Below are 15,558 nucleotides of genomic sequence, written 5' to 3'. Positions count from 1 at the left end.
ATAGGGTTGTGGTAAAATTATAGGTAAAAAAATCTGTGAGGCTATGAATTATAAGGCCAATTCCAAAGGTTAGGAACATAAGCCCAAAAATCCAATTGATATTGTTCCTTTCAGTTATTGTTTTCAAATTGGTGGTAACAATTGCACATAGTTATTGCCTAATATCGGAAAACATAGCCAATTATCATCTACTAACGATATCCAATCCTGTATTTAAACCTGTACTTTGTTCTTCTGGACCTATTTCGAAAGTTGTTCGGACACCCATTGTTCTAGCCCGCCTTGTTCCTCAAGTTCAACCAATTTTTGCATCTTCTTATCCTTCCTTAGGCCTCCGGTTTGGTAAATTTTTATCGCGCTGCGTATCCCAGCCAAACTTCCTTGAAAAACATCTTTTGAATAATTGTTCTCCAAGGCATATTTTGTCCAGCCTGCCATAAAAAACACCAACAATTCACTATTCTTATTTGTGAAAGTCAGCACATTGGCATTCAATTCAAGTGTAACCGTAGGAGAATTGGTAAGCCACGCTACCAGGAGGGCATATTGCGCTTTATGCTTTTCCTTTTCCTCATTGATAGGTGTATTCTCTAGCCATTCAATGGTGCCGAGCACTTTTTTCTCACTGGCGATGAACTGCTCTTTGGTTACAGGTACTTCACTTAGGAGCTGTGATTCCTGGGCTGATGAGTAGGCGGTTAGGAATAAAAAAAATACGGCAAGGATACCTTTCGAATAGGTCATATTTTAGTTTTTGGATTTTTCATAATCAGGTGAATCTATTTTTTAAACAGGGCTAAAATGAGATTTATAGGATACAGTATTTGTCCAAACAGTACCCCAAGAATCGATAGCCATAAAACGAAATTTACATACAGTGTTTCATTGACGTCATCGGGTTTCAGCGGATTGTATACCGTATTTAATAGCGCACCCATAATAGTTATAAATAGGATTCCACCAAAGGTTAACAAAATATGTGCTAAAGTCATCCATCGCCTTAGTTGTCCCTTAAATTTTCGGGTCAACCAATACCCAAGTCCAATCCCCGTAAATATTATGGAAAACAAAACCGTTATGTCCTGGTTCGCAATTACAAAATAGGTGTCATGGACATTTATAGCCAAAGTGGAATCCTCCAAAAACAGGCCGCCGATTACCAATAGTGGAATCATGGCAAAAAAAATCAAATAGGGTTTGTCAATCAACCAGTTCATTCCAAAGGTGTCAACCACGTATCACAGGGTTAAAATAGCATTTTATCTTGTCAAATTTTAAAATAATGCTAAATTTATTCGGGACGGGCCAGTGAGGCCTATATTCGTATTTCCAAAGCAGGTTGAACGTAAAAAACATGACCTCTTTACCTGGCAAATGGGGGTTCATGACCTCTTGGCGAACTTAAAGACAAATCAACATTTACGGCTAGGATATGAACAAAAAGGAGAAGGTGATCAGCACCTACAATGCAGCGGCAGATTCATTTGATAAAGGACCTCTTGGGTTCTGGAGTGCGATAGGCAGGGAAACTGTTGCCTGCATGCAGTTAAAAAAGGGGGAGACTGTTTTGGATGTCTGTTGTGGGAGTGGTGCCTCGGCACTACCCGCCGCCGAACTGGTGGGCAGGGAAGGCATGGTAACCGGGGTGGATATGGCCGACAGCCTATTGAGCCTGGGCAGAAACAAGGCAAGGGCCAAAGCATTGGATTGGGTTCGTTTTTTACATGCCGATATCACCCAAACCTCTTTCCAGCCGGGTGAATTTGATGCGGTAGTCTGTGTTTTTGGTATTTTTTTCTTCGAGGATATGGCGGCACAACTCGCTAAATTCTGGGAGTATGTGAAACCTTCGGGCCAGCTGGTTATCACTACATGGGGCAAGGAAATATTTGCGCCGGCCTATTCGATTTGGGCCGAACAAGTGTCCGCAATACGGCCCGAGCTGATCGGCGATTTCAATCCCTGGGACGATATTACCACCAAAGAGGGACTGTCCGATCTTTTTTCCCAGGCGGGAATTTCAAATGTAAAAATAGTACATCTTGAAAGTCAGCAAGCCCTGCATCATGAGGAAGACTTCTGGACTATTGCCCTAGGAAGCGGGCTTCGATGGGTCGTAGAGCAATTGAACCCCGAAGAGCAGGAACTGTTGAAAAAGAACCTTATCTCGGAGATCAAAAAACACAATATCCAATCAGTAAAAACAGATGCCTTGATCGCCAGAGCCATCAAGGAACCTTAGCAAGCTTATTTGTCCGCGCCAATTTCCAAGCGAGGCAGATGAATCCCTATGACCGCAAAAATCGGGTCAATACCCCTGCAAAAGGGGCAATAGTTCTCCTTAAAAAGGGAATGGTGAAGTGTATTGATTTAGCTTTTGACCCATTATTTTAACAAAAATATGGGGGAAATTAAATGTAAAAAATTTTACTTTCCAGCTTACAAACTTCCAATGTGATACGATGAAATAGCTTCGGTGGTTATGAAAAGAGTTTCCGGTCGGATAAATAACGCTGCTCAAGAACATCTGGTTAGGTATTCTTTAATCTTTGCCCTGTCCTTGCTTATTGTCCATTTATTTAGCTACAACAAATTGCCCTTTTCGACAGATTATCGATTTCCCACCATTTCATTCCTGATTATTGTCTCTTTTGGAGTCTTTTTGTGCACGGTGAACTATATATTTTCCAAAAAAGTAAGCTTTAAAAAAGTTGATTCTTATAGGAAAAGAATGCTTTATGAAGCAGCGTTCCATTTTTCGATAACAACGCTTTTTTACAGCCTTCTATACGTATTGGTCAACCATGTAATCTTTGAATTTGATTTTATTTTCGTCAATTATCTTAAATACCTTTTCATATCCATATTGATAGTCCTGTTTGAATATGTTCTCAGAGAGGCGCTCATAAAAAAGAAGGTTGAAAAGGAAAATAACAGCAAACTTTTTGTAAAAACGAGAAATAAAATACTCACCGTGGACTTTGATGATATCGCATTGTTTCACTCTAGACAGGGAATCGTTTCCATCCTATTAAAAAACTCCAAAACCAAATGGATTACACAATTTAATTCCCTTAAGGAAATTGAAAACATATTGCCCCCAGCGAATTTTTTCAAGGTGAACAGACAATATATAGTGCACAGGGATGCTGTTCAAATCGTAGAGAAAGATGTCAATAGAAAATTGACGGTCCACTTGGATTCCTCCCTAAATAATGGACATCCTTCCGAAATAAAAATTAGTAGATACAACAGTCGCAACTTCAAAAAATGGCTAAATGGCCTCCCGGAGATCGCTTGATTCAATAGGTACAATAACTGCCAAACGGTTATATCAAAAAACTTGGGTGGTTATGCACCTCAATCTTCTTTCTTTAAAAAATTGTGGTAGTGGTGCTGCGCTTTAAACTGCGTTTTTAGATATACCTGTTCCCATTTTTCGTCCACATAGCGACCAACAATAAAATTATAGGTGGTATCATCAACGTATTCCCAATGATCCGTTATCAAGCTCCCATTATAGGAGTAGTGATAAAAGATGTCCTTCCCCCGAATGGACATCGTCCCTTCCGTAAGACTCCCAAAAACATCGAACTCCCAGAATTTAACACCCTTTGAAACCGGGTCAAACTTCCTAATCCCGTGATTTCGCAAACCATACCGGGTTTGTTCCTGGTTGACATAACCTTTTGATCTTGCAATGACAATTTGTTTGTTCAAAGCGTATTCAAATGTGCTTTCCTGCTTAAATTTGCTTCCATCTTCCCAATTCCCCTCGGCAATCCACGTTTTACCGATTAAATGTTCGAAAATGGCCAAATCCGACTTTTGACCGTGGACTATTTGCACAAACAACAGCGTCAAAATTGGTATATATTGCTTCATTGAATACGTTTTTATTTGGTTGAAAATTTTAAACCCTAGGGCATCAAAGAATCAGAATGGTATTTGTTATCTCCAACAGGTAGAAGCACATCGTTTGGGCGTAATTCAGTTATATCGAAGGAATTGAATCTGATTTTCTTATACACATGACGGTGCAGATAATCTTCCTTATCCAATGTTAGTTTGTTGTGAAAGGCGGTGGGCATCATAACCCCCTCAATGGCCTGATAATCTTCGTATATCACCCAGGCACTGGCAAATTTGCCTCCTTCTCTTACGGTGTATTGGGCCAATTCTAGCAGTTTTGTTTCCTTATTTATCCATAAGACATACTGATCATGTAGGGCATGGGGTGCTGCTTTCTCCCAAGTTGCATAAACCAATAGATATTTTTTTTTGTTCCTTTCCCTCTCCCCCGCATAGGATTTGATAGGGGCCTGGGCGATACGAAAGGGGAGTTCGGTCAAATAATGTGATGTGGACAATCCAAATTTTATACCGGTATTTTCCTTGAAAAGTAGCTCTTGCCCCGGTTTTTTTATATAGGACTTCCAGGATTGTATCCCCCAAACTTCCCCTTTTGATTCCGTGTTCAAAAACTCCACCCTGATGTTGAACGAATTAGGTTCCATTTTATAATGAAGATCTACGTCGGTTTCGGGCCAGGGACATCCCAAGCTCCCAAAAAACCCGTACCATGATGAATTGGCGGTATATTCGGCAGTTTTGATTTTTTGCCAGTTACGGATGCCATGAGCTTCCAACATCTCAAGCATGAGTTTATTGCCCTTCCTTTCCATTTCCTTGCTAATACCGTTTTCTTCTATTTCCGGAGGTCTGATATCTGCTATGTAGAGACTAAAAAAAATCCCCAGTACCCCTAATATCAGGACCAATCCGAAAATGACATACCGCATTTTTGATAATACTCTTTTCATAAGAATTGCTTTAACCAAGTTTTTAAATGCTGTACCACCGGACCATTACATTTGAATCTTCTCCATAGCTAAGGAAAGGCGACCGTTTCTCAAGTGTACGTCAACTCTTCCACCAAAGTGAACCTTCAGCGGAAATATCCCGATCGCCAATCCTGATCCATTATAGATAAATCCTTTTTATAGGCCTACTTGCAAACCATAGTATGCCTTCCTATGCTACAAAACCCAGATTCCTATGTAGGATTTCCATCTTACCTTCCTTCCAGTAAGATTATGGTTAAGTCAACAATGCCCGCCCTATGCTTTTTAGCTAGCGAATAGTTTTCTGAACTATACCAGTTCTTGGCATGCGCTTTTGATGGAAATTCCAAAAGAACAAATTTGTTATCGTCGCCCATGCCCTCTATAATTTCTGGGGCTTTGCCAGCGGATAATGTTTTGGCTCCAAATTCTTTTCCTGCCGCCCCCGCTAGTTTGGCGTATTGCTTAAACTTTTCCAAGTTCTGAGGCGCAGGTTCGTTGAATTTGATGAGCACATATCCGGGTTTGCTTTCCTGCCCAGATAAATTCATCGATACCATAAGTACCAGTACTGCTGTGAATAGTGTTGAAAGTGTTTTCATTTGTCTTCTTTTTTTCTTTTAATTTTTGGGAATTCATTGAACATTTTGATCGTAAAAAATACTTTTTAACTGCTTATTCTCTTTTAACAGGCGTGAAAGGAGCAGTAAGGCCCCGCCCAGTGCGGAGTCCTTTCCAAAATGCGGTAAACTTTCCTCCACACCTTGCAATATTTCCGGAAGTTGAACCGTGAAGGCAAAGGAGATGATCAATATCCCTAACCAAAAAGTAACCACCTCCTCCTTGTACTTAAAAAGAATACTAAGACCACCCACCCAAAGAAGTATTCCGGTTAGGACTACCATAAATTCGGGCAACACACTTAAAGGCACCTTCATGGATAATGCGCTTACCTTAATAAAATGCATTGTGGCAAAAACAAGCATGGGCACACCAAGCAAAAAATGCGGAATAAAATCGACGATTTTCTTTAGTGTTCTTTTTTTAACCAGATTCATTCTTAACCTTATTTTTTTCGTGCCCGAGCCTTAGCCCATAAATTGAAATATGCCATGGGACAAGAATTAATGGAACTAAAATCTCTATCCCAAGTATTGTCAACTGCAAGTTGCCGGGGACACCATAAATAAAAACAGAACTCATTCTTGCCAACCCCCCAATGAATAGGAAGATCAAGAGAATTCGAAACAACCTGGTATAGAAATCAAACTTGGGCAATATCCAGTAAAAAAGGAAGCCAAACATGAACAACAAAGAAGATAAATACCTTTGACTGCCATCCATGGAAGCCACGATATCAGGATGTTTTTCCAGTTGGTCCAAGACGGACGTGGGAATCCCTTTGATCATCCCATTGGCGCCAAGAAACAGTGGAAAAGCAGATATTATCGCAACTGAGATTTTCAGCATCTTCTTGCTCATGGTCTTAGCTTTCGTATTAATAATATCTGCAACATGCACCATATCTTATGTCTTATTCTTGAATTCCCCTCGTCGGCGAAAAGGAATGGAATCATCTGAATTTTTTGTTGGTCGGTCGGTTGGGATATTTATTCGTTGTGTATATCGCTCTGCCAGCAAGGACAGGTAGAGCGGTATTATCATACAGATTCTCCATAGAACTAGCGATAGAAAATATTTCTATCCTTTATCAGACCAAACAAAGTGAACCTATAGATTCTTTTTAAAGGCTATTTTTAATACTTATTGAAATCCTGACCTTTTTCTAAATGGCCAATATATTTTTTGATAACCTCATGCCGTATTTCAGGTGCTTTGGCCAATGCCTTCTTTTCCAATGCCAGCGCTTTTTTATAATTCCCTTCGGCAGAATACGCTCTTGCCAAACCATGTTCCGCCAGCCAAACATTTGGATAGCGTTTGGCACTAAGCCTGTAGACCTCCATGGCTTTTCCTATTTGGTTTTCGCTAAGTAATGACCTTCCATATACATACAGCGTTTGAGAATCTGCCGATGGATGATTTATGGCGGTTTTCATTAATTGAGCCGATTCTTCATTCTTGCCCATTTTAGCTAAAAATCCAGCTTTTGTTTTAAGGTTTGTAAAATTTTCTTTCTTGCCTATTGATGTATTGATCCAATCCAAGCCTTGCTCTAAAGCAACATTGTTTGTGAGGCAATAGTTAGCCGCATAATACCACGGTTGCCATTGTACTTGTCGTAAATCCTTTAATTGCGCTTCTACCTTTTTCATTACAGCAGTATGGACATCTACTTCCACCTTGAAAGGAATTCTTTTATTGGCCCATAAAAGAGAGGCAACCGCAAAATCTTGACCTTTGTCCGCAAATTCATAGGTCAGCCACTCATAAAACGTTTTGGTTTCTTCCGGACTTACCGTTATTCTAAGTGCATCCTCCGCCTCTTTATAACCAAAGCTTCCCCATGCAGAATTCGTTTTGGAAAACATCACTGTCCAATCTCCTTCGGTCGGAATCATATGAATACCATAGGTCCCTGCAGCTAATTTGTTCCCTTCAACTGAAACATCATCTGTAAAAGTGATCGTTGTATTTTCATTGGCGCCCGCTCTCCAAGGGAAAGGTTTGCCATTGTTATAGGGCACTATGGCTCCCCACACTTTCCGATCGTTGATGCGTGGACTGGAATAGTTGATCGTAATGTCCGTTAATCCTATTCTCTGGGTAACCGATGCGGCCGGACTTTGCCTTGGTAAACTGAGAAAAGGGTCCGATTGACCATAGGACCATTGTAAAACGGTGAACACCATAGCGGTGATAGCAAATTTCATCATAACTTCAATGATTTTTTGATTTTACTTATTATTAAACTTTCCAAAGACGGTATTTCAATTTGGAATTTTGATGTTTTCACAAACGGTAATGACGTCTTCCGATTTGCTTCTTGACCAAACTACATTTAAAAAGAAAGAGCATCTTATAGATTATTCCAGAATTTTAACCAACGGTACATTAAACTAGGTTGAAATGCACATTTTGGATATCGAAACTTCTAGAGATAAATGGATTCCTTGTGCATCCTGGGCCATTTAGATTTTAAATATCCCTGTGTGCCACTGTCTGCGATTCCTCAAATGGGTACGATGCCTCATGTGGATATCGCTTTTTTTGACAATACCTCTGGAAAAACCGTTGTAGAATTTTAAAAAGGTAATGGAATTGAACCTCAAAAACGCAAATGTTATTGTAACCTTAAGTATATAGGTTCCTACCTCTATCGTTCAAAACCCTCCATAATCCTTTCAGTTATTGGGTTAATCATTTCCTCAGGAATATCGTGCCCCATATCAGCTATCCATAAGGTGTCGGCCCCCGGAATTAGGGAAGCGCATTTTTTTCCGTGCTCAAACGGAATAAACGGGTCCGATTTCCCATGGACAACAAGCGTGGGAACGCGAAGGGTTTTTAGTTTTTCATATCGGGATCCCGATAGCCATACCGCGGCCTGATGTTGTTTTGAAACCTCGGGATTATACCCCTTTCGCCTTTGAATATTGTACAAAACCTGTTCGGACAAGGACTTAACGTTCAGCGGGCGGGTAGTTTCCCCCATGAGGATCATACGGCTTGCCAGATGTAATTTGATCATGTTTTCCTCCCCTCCCACAATACCGTATTTTAGGGAAACCTTGATCAGTTCCTTGGCAATCTCGCCGGAAATTTTTGGAAGTTCCGGATCTTCCACATCACCAGAAGACATGATGGAGGTTAGCGATCCGATCCGATCCGGATGATTTATAGCCAGTTCCTGGGCAATCATCCCCCCCATGGATATGCCTATGACATGTGCCTTTTGGATGCCCAGTTGGTCCAACACCGCAACGCCATCATCTGCCATATCTGCCAGCGAATAGGCGTGGTCGCTGTCCCAGTCCTTTATCCAATCGGACATGCCCGTGCCCCGATGGTCGTACCGTATCACCTGATATCCGGCCCTGACGAAAGCTTCCAGAAAATTCGGCGGCCAGCCGAGCGCGTCATTGGAAATCCCCATAACGAGAAGTACAGCCCCTTTTGAAGTGCCCTTGGGTGCTAGGCTTTCGTACCAAATGTTTAGATCCTTCGATGGTGCGAAGCCCGTTTCGCCCTGTACCATTTCGGGCAAAGGGCCGGTCATGACCTCTTGGATTACCGCTTCCGTGTTGTCCGGTAATGTAGGGCCCGAAGTATATAAATAACCCGCACTACCGGCTAGGAGCACGAGTGCGATTATGCCTATAATTTTTAATGTCTTCATATTGTATTTTTTATTGTTTTAAATCGATTTCTTCAGCTTCGTCCTCATCCGTGTCGTCAGATTCCATAAGGAGTTCTATGGTATCTTTTTTTCTGTTGGCCGTGGGCATGGGGACACCTCCATTGAGGCCTACCCCGATAGCGGCGAAGACCACAAGCACCATTAGGCCCAACAGCCGTAATGCTTTTTTGAAACGTATCATTTTTAAGATAGATCACATCCATTGATAAGGACGCAATCGTTTGTTTTTAAGTAAAGTATTAAAGAAAAAAGGGGATAGCGTTTTATCCTATGGGGAAAGCCTAAGGGTGGGTCTCCTCATTTTGGGGGATTTTTTTAGCTTGATAAAAGATGCCAACGGGCATTGTGATGTAAACTCGATCGGAATAGCTGTCAAACTTAATCTTATGCATTTGGTCATAAGCCATTCGTAGCCCAATTGCACAGCTTTTGGAAAAGTGAAGGCTAGTGTTGTTACTCCCTTGGGCAAGGGCCTTTTGATAAGTAATACTCTGTCCGCCGGTTTTTGATCCGAAATGGGACACGAGCTCAATTGGGTTTACCGTCCGTTCAACTGATGCATGGCCAACATAGTTGGAAAAAGAGAACGTGCTAAGCAAAAAGGTTACGGACAGCAGCCATTTTGTTGCACTTTTCAATCGATATGTTTTTAAAACCACCATTTCGCGTACAAAGTTAGCTTTTTATTGTTTGTATGGCCCATGAAGGTTCATGTTCCTACCGGAACCTCTTCTTTTAAGGCTTATGCGGCAAAATTATCCTTGCCCCTATTTCGTTTTAAGTTCTTTATGGATCAAATGGGTAATGTGGTCGATTTCGTTCATAGCTTGGTGATAGACCTTATCTTTTTCTTCCATGACATCGAGCAGCGTTAAGATCATGTTTTGAAATTCATAAGAGAACAGTCTGTCCGGTTGTTGGATCTTCCCGTCGGAAAACCGTATAAGCGGCATTATCCCGGAAGCCACATAGTTCATCATAACGTCATAATGGATGTTTTCCATACGGTTAATGTACAGGTACTTTTCCTCCAAGGTCCGGATGCTGTTCACGATCTCATAATTCCGCAGCAGTTTTATTTCGCCGCTGTTGATCAAGGTCTCATAGATGTTCCCCTGGCGGTCAAAATCGGAGTATTGGGTAAGGTTAAGAACGATACGGCCCAAGGTGTCCATCCTATTTCGGTTGTTGGTTTCCAAAATCCTCAGGGCATAGGTGTATTCGGCTTTATAGCGATTGTTAAAATTCACTTGCTGCAGCACCAAATTTTTGTCATCGGCAATTTGGTCCTTAAGGTTTTCATAATACCGGATTTCGGCATTTTTCTTCATTCTATTGTCGTTCCAGTTGTTGACCTGAAAGGCCAGACTGATACCGATCATAACCAACAGGATCTCGCCAAGGGCATACGATAGATATTTTTTCAAGTTGCCTTCTTTAATTAAGGTCTGCCGTATTTTTCTAAACAGTTTCATCTTTATGCTTTTTTAGTACACCATTATTTGTCAAAAACCGGGGTTTTGGTAGCTTGATTGCTTGGAACCATCCCTCTTTTTGGTTTTCGTTTCATGCCGAAAGCAATTCTTAAGGGGTTGAATTTTCTAATGATAAACCAACAACAAAGTAGTATTGAGGCCAGGGAGAGAAGCGTTATCAAAACGGCCTGAAAGCCATAGGAAATATCCCATTGCAAGACCACATAGCCTACAAAAATTAGGGCGGGTTGGTGCAATAGATAGAAGGGGTAAATGGCTTCATTCAGCACCTTTCTATACTTGTTATGATTTGATTTTGATTAAAAATCCTAGATTTGTGACAACGTGATTTAAACAATATGCATTATGTTAAATTTTCTAATATTTATTTGGGCATTAGCCGGCGCTATTTTGTTTTACTTCTATAGAGAAATGGCGGCAAAAGGAGTTACTTTCAAATCGAAGTTCCTAGAAAAAATATTCAAAAACAATAGGTCCAGATTGAGTGTTTTTCTATTAACCTGGATAAGTATTGGTATTTTTTTAGTTTTTGTGAACACTCAAATATCAGCTAACAAAAATGAAGCTCAGGATACTCAAATCAAAGAAAACCGTGAAGAGGACAAAAAACAAAACAAGAAAATCGACTTCACCATCACATTGCTAATTGGCAACCTTATTAGGTCCAATAGTGGTTTTAATATTTCACAAATAAAGGACCTACTACACAATTCTTTGGGCTATACGACTGAGGAGGCAGACAATATAATAAATGACCTATTGAATTCAGGTGTTTATATAGACAAAGCCATTGGCCTATATGCTCAGGGCATGTACCAAAAATCCATTGAATTATTTAATAAACAAATCGAAAACTCAGATAATAAATTCATCATTGCCTTGAGTAATTCTTATCTGGGAAATATATATCTCAACAAAATAAATGGCGCTGAGGATAAAGACCCAGGAATTAATTTGCTACGAGCTGAACAAATTTACAATACGATAACGAACCCTAAGGAGGAAGAATTAGCCTCATTAGCTTCAAATTACAGCGATTTAGGAGTGTATTATAAGCGTATTGGGAACTATCAACAATCAGAAGTATATTATAATAAAGCGATTACTACGTTCGAAAATCTAAGTGAAAATAGTAAACAATTATATTATATGAATTTGGGTATGGCCTATAATGATCTATATATTTTGAAAAATCAAACAACCCCTGAAACTACTTCCCTTGAATTACTAGATAAAGCAATAGAATTTAAAAAAAAAGCCCTCGATTCTTATCCTGCAGTAGGGTATTTACAGCTATTAATCAACTCAATTGACATTAAAGGCAACTATTATGTCGATAGAAAGAATTTTGACCAGGCAAAGTTGAATTATGAAGAAGCTCTTAAAAAAATTAAAATAATAGAGGATATCAATCCTTCCAATACCCAAATTAACCCCCTTAAAGCAAAAGTCCTCATTGATTATGCGAATTGCTTTCAGACACAATATTATCATACAAGAGAATCAAGATGGTTAGATTATGCTTTAGATAAGCTAAAAATGGCGGAGCCCTTGCTTAATGAGGAATTGCCCAAAAACAATAGTAATTTATTAACATTAAGTTCATTTTACTACGCGATGGGAGTTGTATACCTAAATAAAAAAGATATTTCCAATTCATCATTTTACTTAATTAAATCTGCAGAGGTAAGAAAAGAACTTGTGGACTCTTTTCCAGAAAATGTTGATTTTATTTCTCAATTAGGCCATTCATATTATGAATTGGCACGTTTATATTTTAGCATAGATAAGAATTGCCCGAGAGCTAAATATTATGCAGAATTGGCAGTTGAACGATACAACTCAACAATGAAATTTCACCAGCACAACCAAAAATGGCTAAGAAATTGTGAAAAAATCATTAAAGCATGTCCCGATATGTAATACACAAACTGCCAAACATGTCAAATGCGTATAATATTATTTAAACAAGGTCTCGTAGTCATTTCCAATTTAACAAGAAGGGCGACACTTTGGCCGCCCTCAAATTAGCTAATAATATATTTCCATTTGTAACCACCACTTTTCTCTCTTTCACGCCAGCAAACCCGGGAAATACAGGTCTTGCTTATTTTAGTTTGTTTACTGGCTTCAGAGACTGAAATAAGCTCATTTAAGAATTCGCCATCAAGGGAATATTAATAAACTTGTTATGCGCTTAATCCTTGGTCACCTTGCTTGGACTCTCCAGCCAAGCTTTTCCATGAAAAAAGCCTTACGGTCTCCCGTAAGGCTTGTCGTCGCTATGCTCCTCCTCTTGGGCTCGAACCAAGGACCCTCTGATTAACAGTCAGATGCTCTAACCAACTGAGCTAAGGAGGAAAATAAATTCTTTCTCTCTATTTTAAACTATGCCCTTCCTGCTCTAATGCCGACGAAGCTTTGCTTGTCGGCATCCTGATAACAGCTTCGCTGTTCGTCAGGACCAACTGAGCTAAGGAGGAATATGTGGTTCGTTTTAGCGAACCTCTCCTGCCAACGCAGTTTAAAAGCTGCAAAGGCGGGTGCAAATATAAAAGTTTTTTTAGTCACCCCAAACAAAAAAAAACAGTTTTCAATTTGATATGCCCCAGAATGATGGAACAAGGGTAAATTTTTTGTTCTATTTGAATATCGCCTTGTAAATATCATTGCCGTTAGCGAACAAAATAAGCGCCAATAACAAAAAGAAGCCTACCATTTGTGCATATTCCAAAAACTTGTCGCTAGGTTTACGGCCGGTCACCATTTCATAGAGCAGGAACATCACATGGCCGCCATCCAGGGCGGGAATGGGAAGCAGGTTCAGTACCGCCAGCATAATGGACAAAAAGGCCGTTATGCTCCAAAAGGCCTGCCAGCTCCAAGTACTGGGAAAAATATCAAAAATGGCCTTAAATCCGCCTACACCCTTATACGCTCCGGTACTTGGCGTAAAGATCTTTTTTAACTGCTGTCCGTAACCCGCTATTTGGTCCACCAGCTTTTTGGTGCCCACACCAAAGCTCTCAAAAAAGCCATATTCTTTCTGAACGATGTCATAGTAGCCCAGTTCCTGGAAACGAAGGGGGTGCTCTGCCCTATAAATCCCCAACTTGCCCTCGGTATCGACCTGTAGTTCCAAGTTTTTGGAGCTTCCGTCCTCCTTAAGCACGTCAGCTACAATAGCTTGGTCTTTGTATTGTTGCAGTTTGGAAGGAAACTGGTCAAAATATTTGATTTCCTCTCCATTTATACCAAGAATGACATCTCCCGCCTCCAATGCTGCCCCTTTGTTCAAAGAGCTGTCGGAGACCTGCCCGACCATAAAGGGGACGCGGAGTTCAAAAAAGGTCCGTTCCGTGTTTACACTCAATTTCCCCAAAAAATCCTCAGGAAGCGTAATCACCTTGGTCTCTCCATCCCGCTCCAGGGTAACTTCCTCGGCTGTGATCAGGTTTTTCCTCAAATCCGAATAGTTCGTATACGACTCCCCGTCAATGGCAACGATGTTATCGCCCGTTTGCATGCCCAGATCGGTAAGCACGGTATTTGTTATCCAGTACCCGTTCTTAATGCTTTTGGTGGAAATATCGGTATCCCCATAGTAAAATGAGGTGAAAATATAAATGAGGAAGGCGATCAGAAAATTTACGGTTACCCCGCCCAGCATGATGATCAATCGCTGCCAGGTAGGTTTGCTCCGAAACTCCCACGACTTGGGTTCCTCGGCCATCTGCTCGGTATCCATGCTCTCATCGATCATCCCGGCTATCTTCACGTAACCCCCCAGTGGCAACCAACCAATACCATAAACCGTCTCCCCTATTTTTTTCTTGAAGAGCGAATATTTGATATCAAAAAAAAGGTAGAACTTCTCCACCCGGGTCTTGAACAATTTTGCCGGAACAAAATGTCCCAGCTCGTGCAGCACGATCAAAAGGGAAAGACTTAAAAAGAATTGTATGGTTTTTATAAGTATCGGGCTCATCCAGTTATTCTAAAATTAAAACGCACAAAAGTACACTTTTACAGGGTCTTATAAAAGGGAACCTTTTAGCTCAGAACCTTTTTAAGAAAGTTTTAGCAGCAAAGCCCCATGAAACCTTTGATTGATATGACATGCTGCCGTACCTTTGCTAGAAGATATATGCGCTCCTTTTTTAGCAAATACAAACTTTTTGGCACCGTCCTTTTGGGGCTCTCGGCAGTAATCATCTATTTGTTCTACAATGCGCTGCAGCCCAAAAAAACCCTGCCGGTGTACCAGCCGTCCGATTTTAATCCGGAACTGGTAGACAGCAGCCTGCATGCGAAAAAAAAATACCATACCATAGCAGATTTTTCGCTGACCAATCAGAACAATGAAACCATAACAGAACAGGACTACGCCGATAAGATCTATATTGCCGATTTCTTTTTTACCACCTGCCCCACGATCTGCCCCATTATGACCAAGAACATGGCCGGGATACAGGAAAAGATCCTGGACGACCCGGAGGTGCTGTTGCTGTCCCATTCCGTGACGCCCCATATCGATTCCGTGCCTCAACTGAAAAAGTACGCCTTGGAAAAAGGAGTCATCGACCAAAAATGGAATCTGGTCACAGGAAGTAAAAAGCACATCTACGAACTGGCACGCCGGTCATACCTTGCGGTAAAGGACGATGGCGATGGAGGCCCTTTTGACATGATCCATACCGAAAATTTTATCCTGGTCGACAAGGAACGCCGGATCAGGGGCACCTACGATGGGACCAATACCGAGGAAATAGAGCAACTCCTAGCAGATCTGGAAATCCTGAAGGCCTCGTACGCGGAATGATGGTTGATGGTTGATGGTTGATGGTTGATGGTTGATGGTTGATGGTTGATGGTTGATGGTTGATGGTTGATGGTT

General features: G+C 40.8%; 16 protein-coding genes and 1 tRNA gene. 4 read left to right on the top strand and 13 right to left on the bottom strand.

The features are described from left to right. Positions 1-240: 240 nt before the first annotated feature. Both ACRD67_RS01370 and ACRD67_RS01365 read right to left on the bottom strand, forming a co-directional pair. Positions 241-744, bottom strand: coding sequence for a hypothetical protein (locus tag ACRD67_RS01370; protein WP_430965218.1), 504 nt, complete (start codon positions 742-744; stop codon positions 241-243). A 35-nt stretch (positions 745-779) separates the two neighbouring features. Beyond that, entirely contained in the window at positions 780-1,217 is a 438-nt protein-coding gene (locus tag ACRD67_RS01365) for a hypothetical protein (RefSeq protein WP_430965216.1), read from the bottom strand. Between the two features lie 215 nt (positions 1,218-1,432). Here ACRD67_RS01365 and ACRD67_RS01360 point away from each other — a divergent pair, with 215 nt between their 5' ends. Both ACRD67_RS01360 and ACRD67_RS01355 read left to right on the top strand, forming a co-directional pair. Then, positions 1,433-2,242 carry a class I SAM-dependent methyltransferase gene (locus ACRD67_RS01360; protein ID WP_430965214.1) on the top strand — a complete coding sequence of 270 codons (810 nt, stop codon included), beginning with the start codon at positions 1,433-1,435 and terminating at the stop codon, positions 2,240-2,242. Between the two features lie 489 nt (positions 2,243-2,731). Then, the gene (locus tag ACRD67_RS01355) at positions 2,732-3,301 is read left to right on the top strand and encodes a LytR/AlgR family response regulator transcription factor (protein ID WP_430965212.1); all 570 of its coding nucleotides are present in this window, start codon (positions 2,732-2,734) and stop codon (positions 3,299-3,301) included. 59 nt (positions 3,302-3,360) lie between these two features. On the opposite strand, the gene ACRD67_RS01350 is transcribed toward ACRD67_RS01355, so the two are convergent. From ACRD67_RS01350 to ACRD67_RS01310, 9 genes are all read right to left on the bottom strand, one after another. Continuing rightward, a complete protein-coding gene (locus ACRD67_RS01350; RefSeq protein ID WP_430965210.1) occupies positions 3,361-3,885 on the bottom strand; it encodes a hypothetical protein in 525 nt (174 codons plus the stop codon). 35 nt (positions 3,886-3,920) lie between these two features. After that, on the bottom strand, positions 3,921-4,823 hold the full coding sequence (locus ACRD67_RS01345) for a hypothetical protein (protein ID WP_430965208.1): 903 nt from the start codon (positions 4,821-4,823) through the stop codon (positions 3,921-3,923). A 251-nt stretch (positions 4,824-5,074) separates the two neighbouring features. Continuing rightward, a complete protein-coding gene (locus ACRD67_RS01340; RefSeq protein ID WP_430965206.1) occupies positions 5,075-5,446 on the bottom strand; it encodes a DUF1330 domain-containing protein in 372 nt (123 codons plus the stop codon). Positions 5,447-5,479: 33 nt separating this feature from the next. Next, entirely contained in the window at positions 5,480-5,902 is a 423-nt protein-coding gene (locus tag ACRD67_RS01335) for a hypothetical protein (protein ID WP_430965205.1), read from the bottom strand. Next, positions 5,889-6,368: a DUF4345 domain-containing protein gene (locus ACRD67_RS01330; RefSeq protein ID WP_430965203.1), complete on the bottom strand. Its 480-nt coding sequence runs from the start codon at positions 6,366-6,368 to the stop codon at positions 5,889-5,891. The genes ACRD67_RS01335 and ACRD67_RS01330 overlap by 14 nt, the downstream gene beginning before the upstream one ends. Positions 6,369-6,601: 233 nt before the next feature. Next, positions 6,602-7,681, bottom strand: a complete 1,080-nt coding sequence (locus ACRD67_RS01325) for a DUF2911 domain-containing protein (protein WP_430965201.1) — start codon at positions 7,679-7,681, stop codon at positions 6,602-6,604. A 440-nt stretch (positions 7,682-8,121) separates the two neighbouring features. Next, positions 8,122-9,144 carry an alpha/beta fold hydrolase gene (locus ACRD67_RS01320; protein WP_430965200.1) on the bottom strand — a complete coding sequence of 341 codons (1,023 nt, stop codon included), beginning with the start codon at positions 9,142-9,144 and terminating at the stop codon, positions 8,122-8,124. 10 nt (positions 9,145-9,154) lie between these two features. Then, positions 9,155-9,346: a hypothetical protein gene (locus ACRD67_RS01315; protein ID WP_430965199.1), complete on the bottom strand. Its 192-nt coding sequence runs from the start codon at positions 9,344-9,346 to the stop codon at positions 9,155-9,157. Between the two features lie 586 nt (positions 9,347-9,932). After that, on the bottom strand, positions 9,933-10,640 hold the full coding sequence (locus ACRD67_RS01310; RefSeq protein ID WP_430965197.1) for a DUF6090 family protein: 708 nt from the start codon (positions 10,638-10,640) through the stop codon (positions 9,933-9,935). A 366-nt stretch (positions 10,641-11,006) separates the two neighbouring features. Here ACRD67_RS01310 and ACRD67_RS01305 point away from each other — a divergent pair, with 366 nt between their 5' ends. Then, complete coding sequence (locus tag ACRD67_RS01305) at positions 11,007-12,584, top strand: tetratricopeptide repeat protein (RefSeq protein WP_430965195.1); 1,578 nt, start codon at positions 11,007-11,009, stop codon at positions 12,582-12,584. A 364-nt stretch (positions 12,585-12,948) separates the two neighbouring features. On the opposite strand, the gene ACRD67_RS01300 is transcribed toward ACRD67_RS01305, so the two are convergent. Beyond that, a tRNA-Asn gene (locus ACRD67_RS01300) sits at positions 12,949-13,022 on the bottom strand. A gap of 280 nt (positions 13,023-13,302) precedes the next feature. Then, on the bottom strand, positions 13,303-14,649 hold the full coding sequence (gene rseP, locus ACRD67_RS01295) for an RIP metalloprotease RseP (protein ID WP_430965193.1): 1,347 nt from the start codon (positions 14,647-14,649) through the stop codon (positions 13,303-13,305). A 159-nt stretch (positions 14,650-14,808) separates the two neighbouring features. Between rseP and ACRD67_RS01290 the strand changes: the two genes are divergently transcribed. After that, positions 14,809-15,483, top strand: a complete 675-nt coding sequence (locus ACRD67_RS01290; RefSeq protein WP_430966173.1) for an SCO family protein — start codon at positions 14,809-14,811, stop codon at positions 15,481-15,483. Positions 15,484-15,558: the final 75 nt, after the last annotated feature.

Origin of the sequence: Eudoraea algarum (assembly GCF_050589645.1) — a bacterium.
GTDB lineage: Bacteria > Bacteroidota > Bacteroidia > Flavobacteriales > Flavobacteriaceae > JBNGOQ01.
The sequence above is the reverse complement of the archived record's forward strand: the minus strand, read 5'-3'. Positions and strand labels throughout refer to the sequence as shown.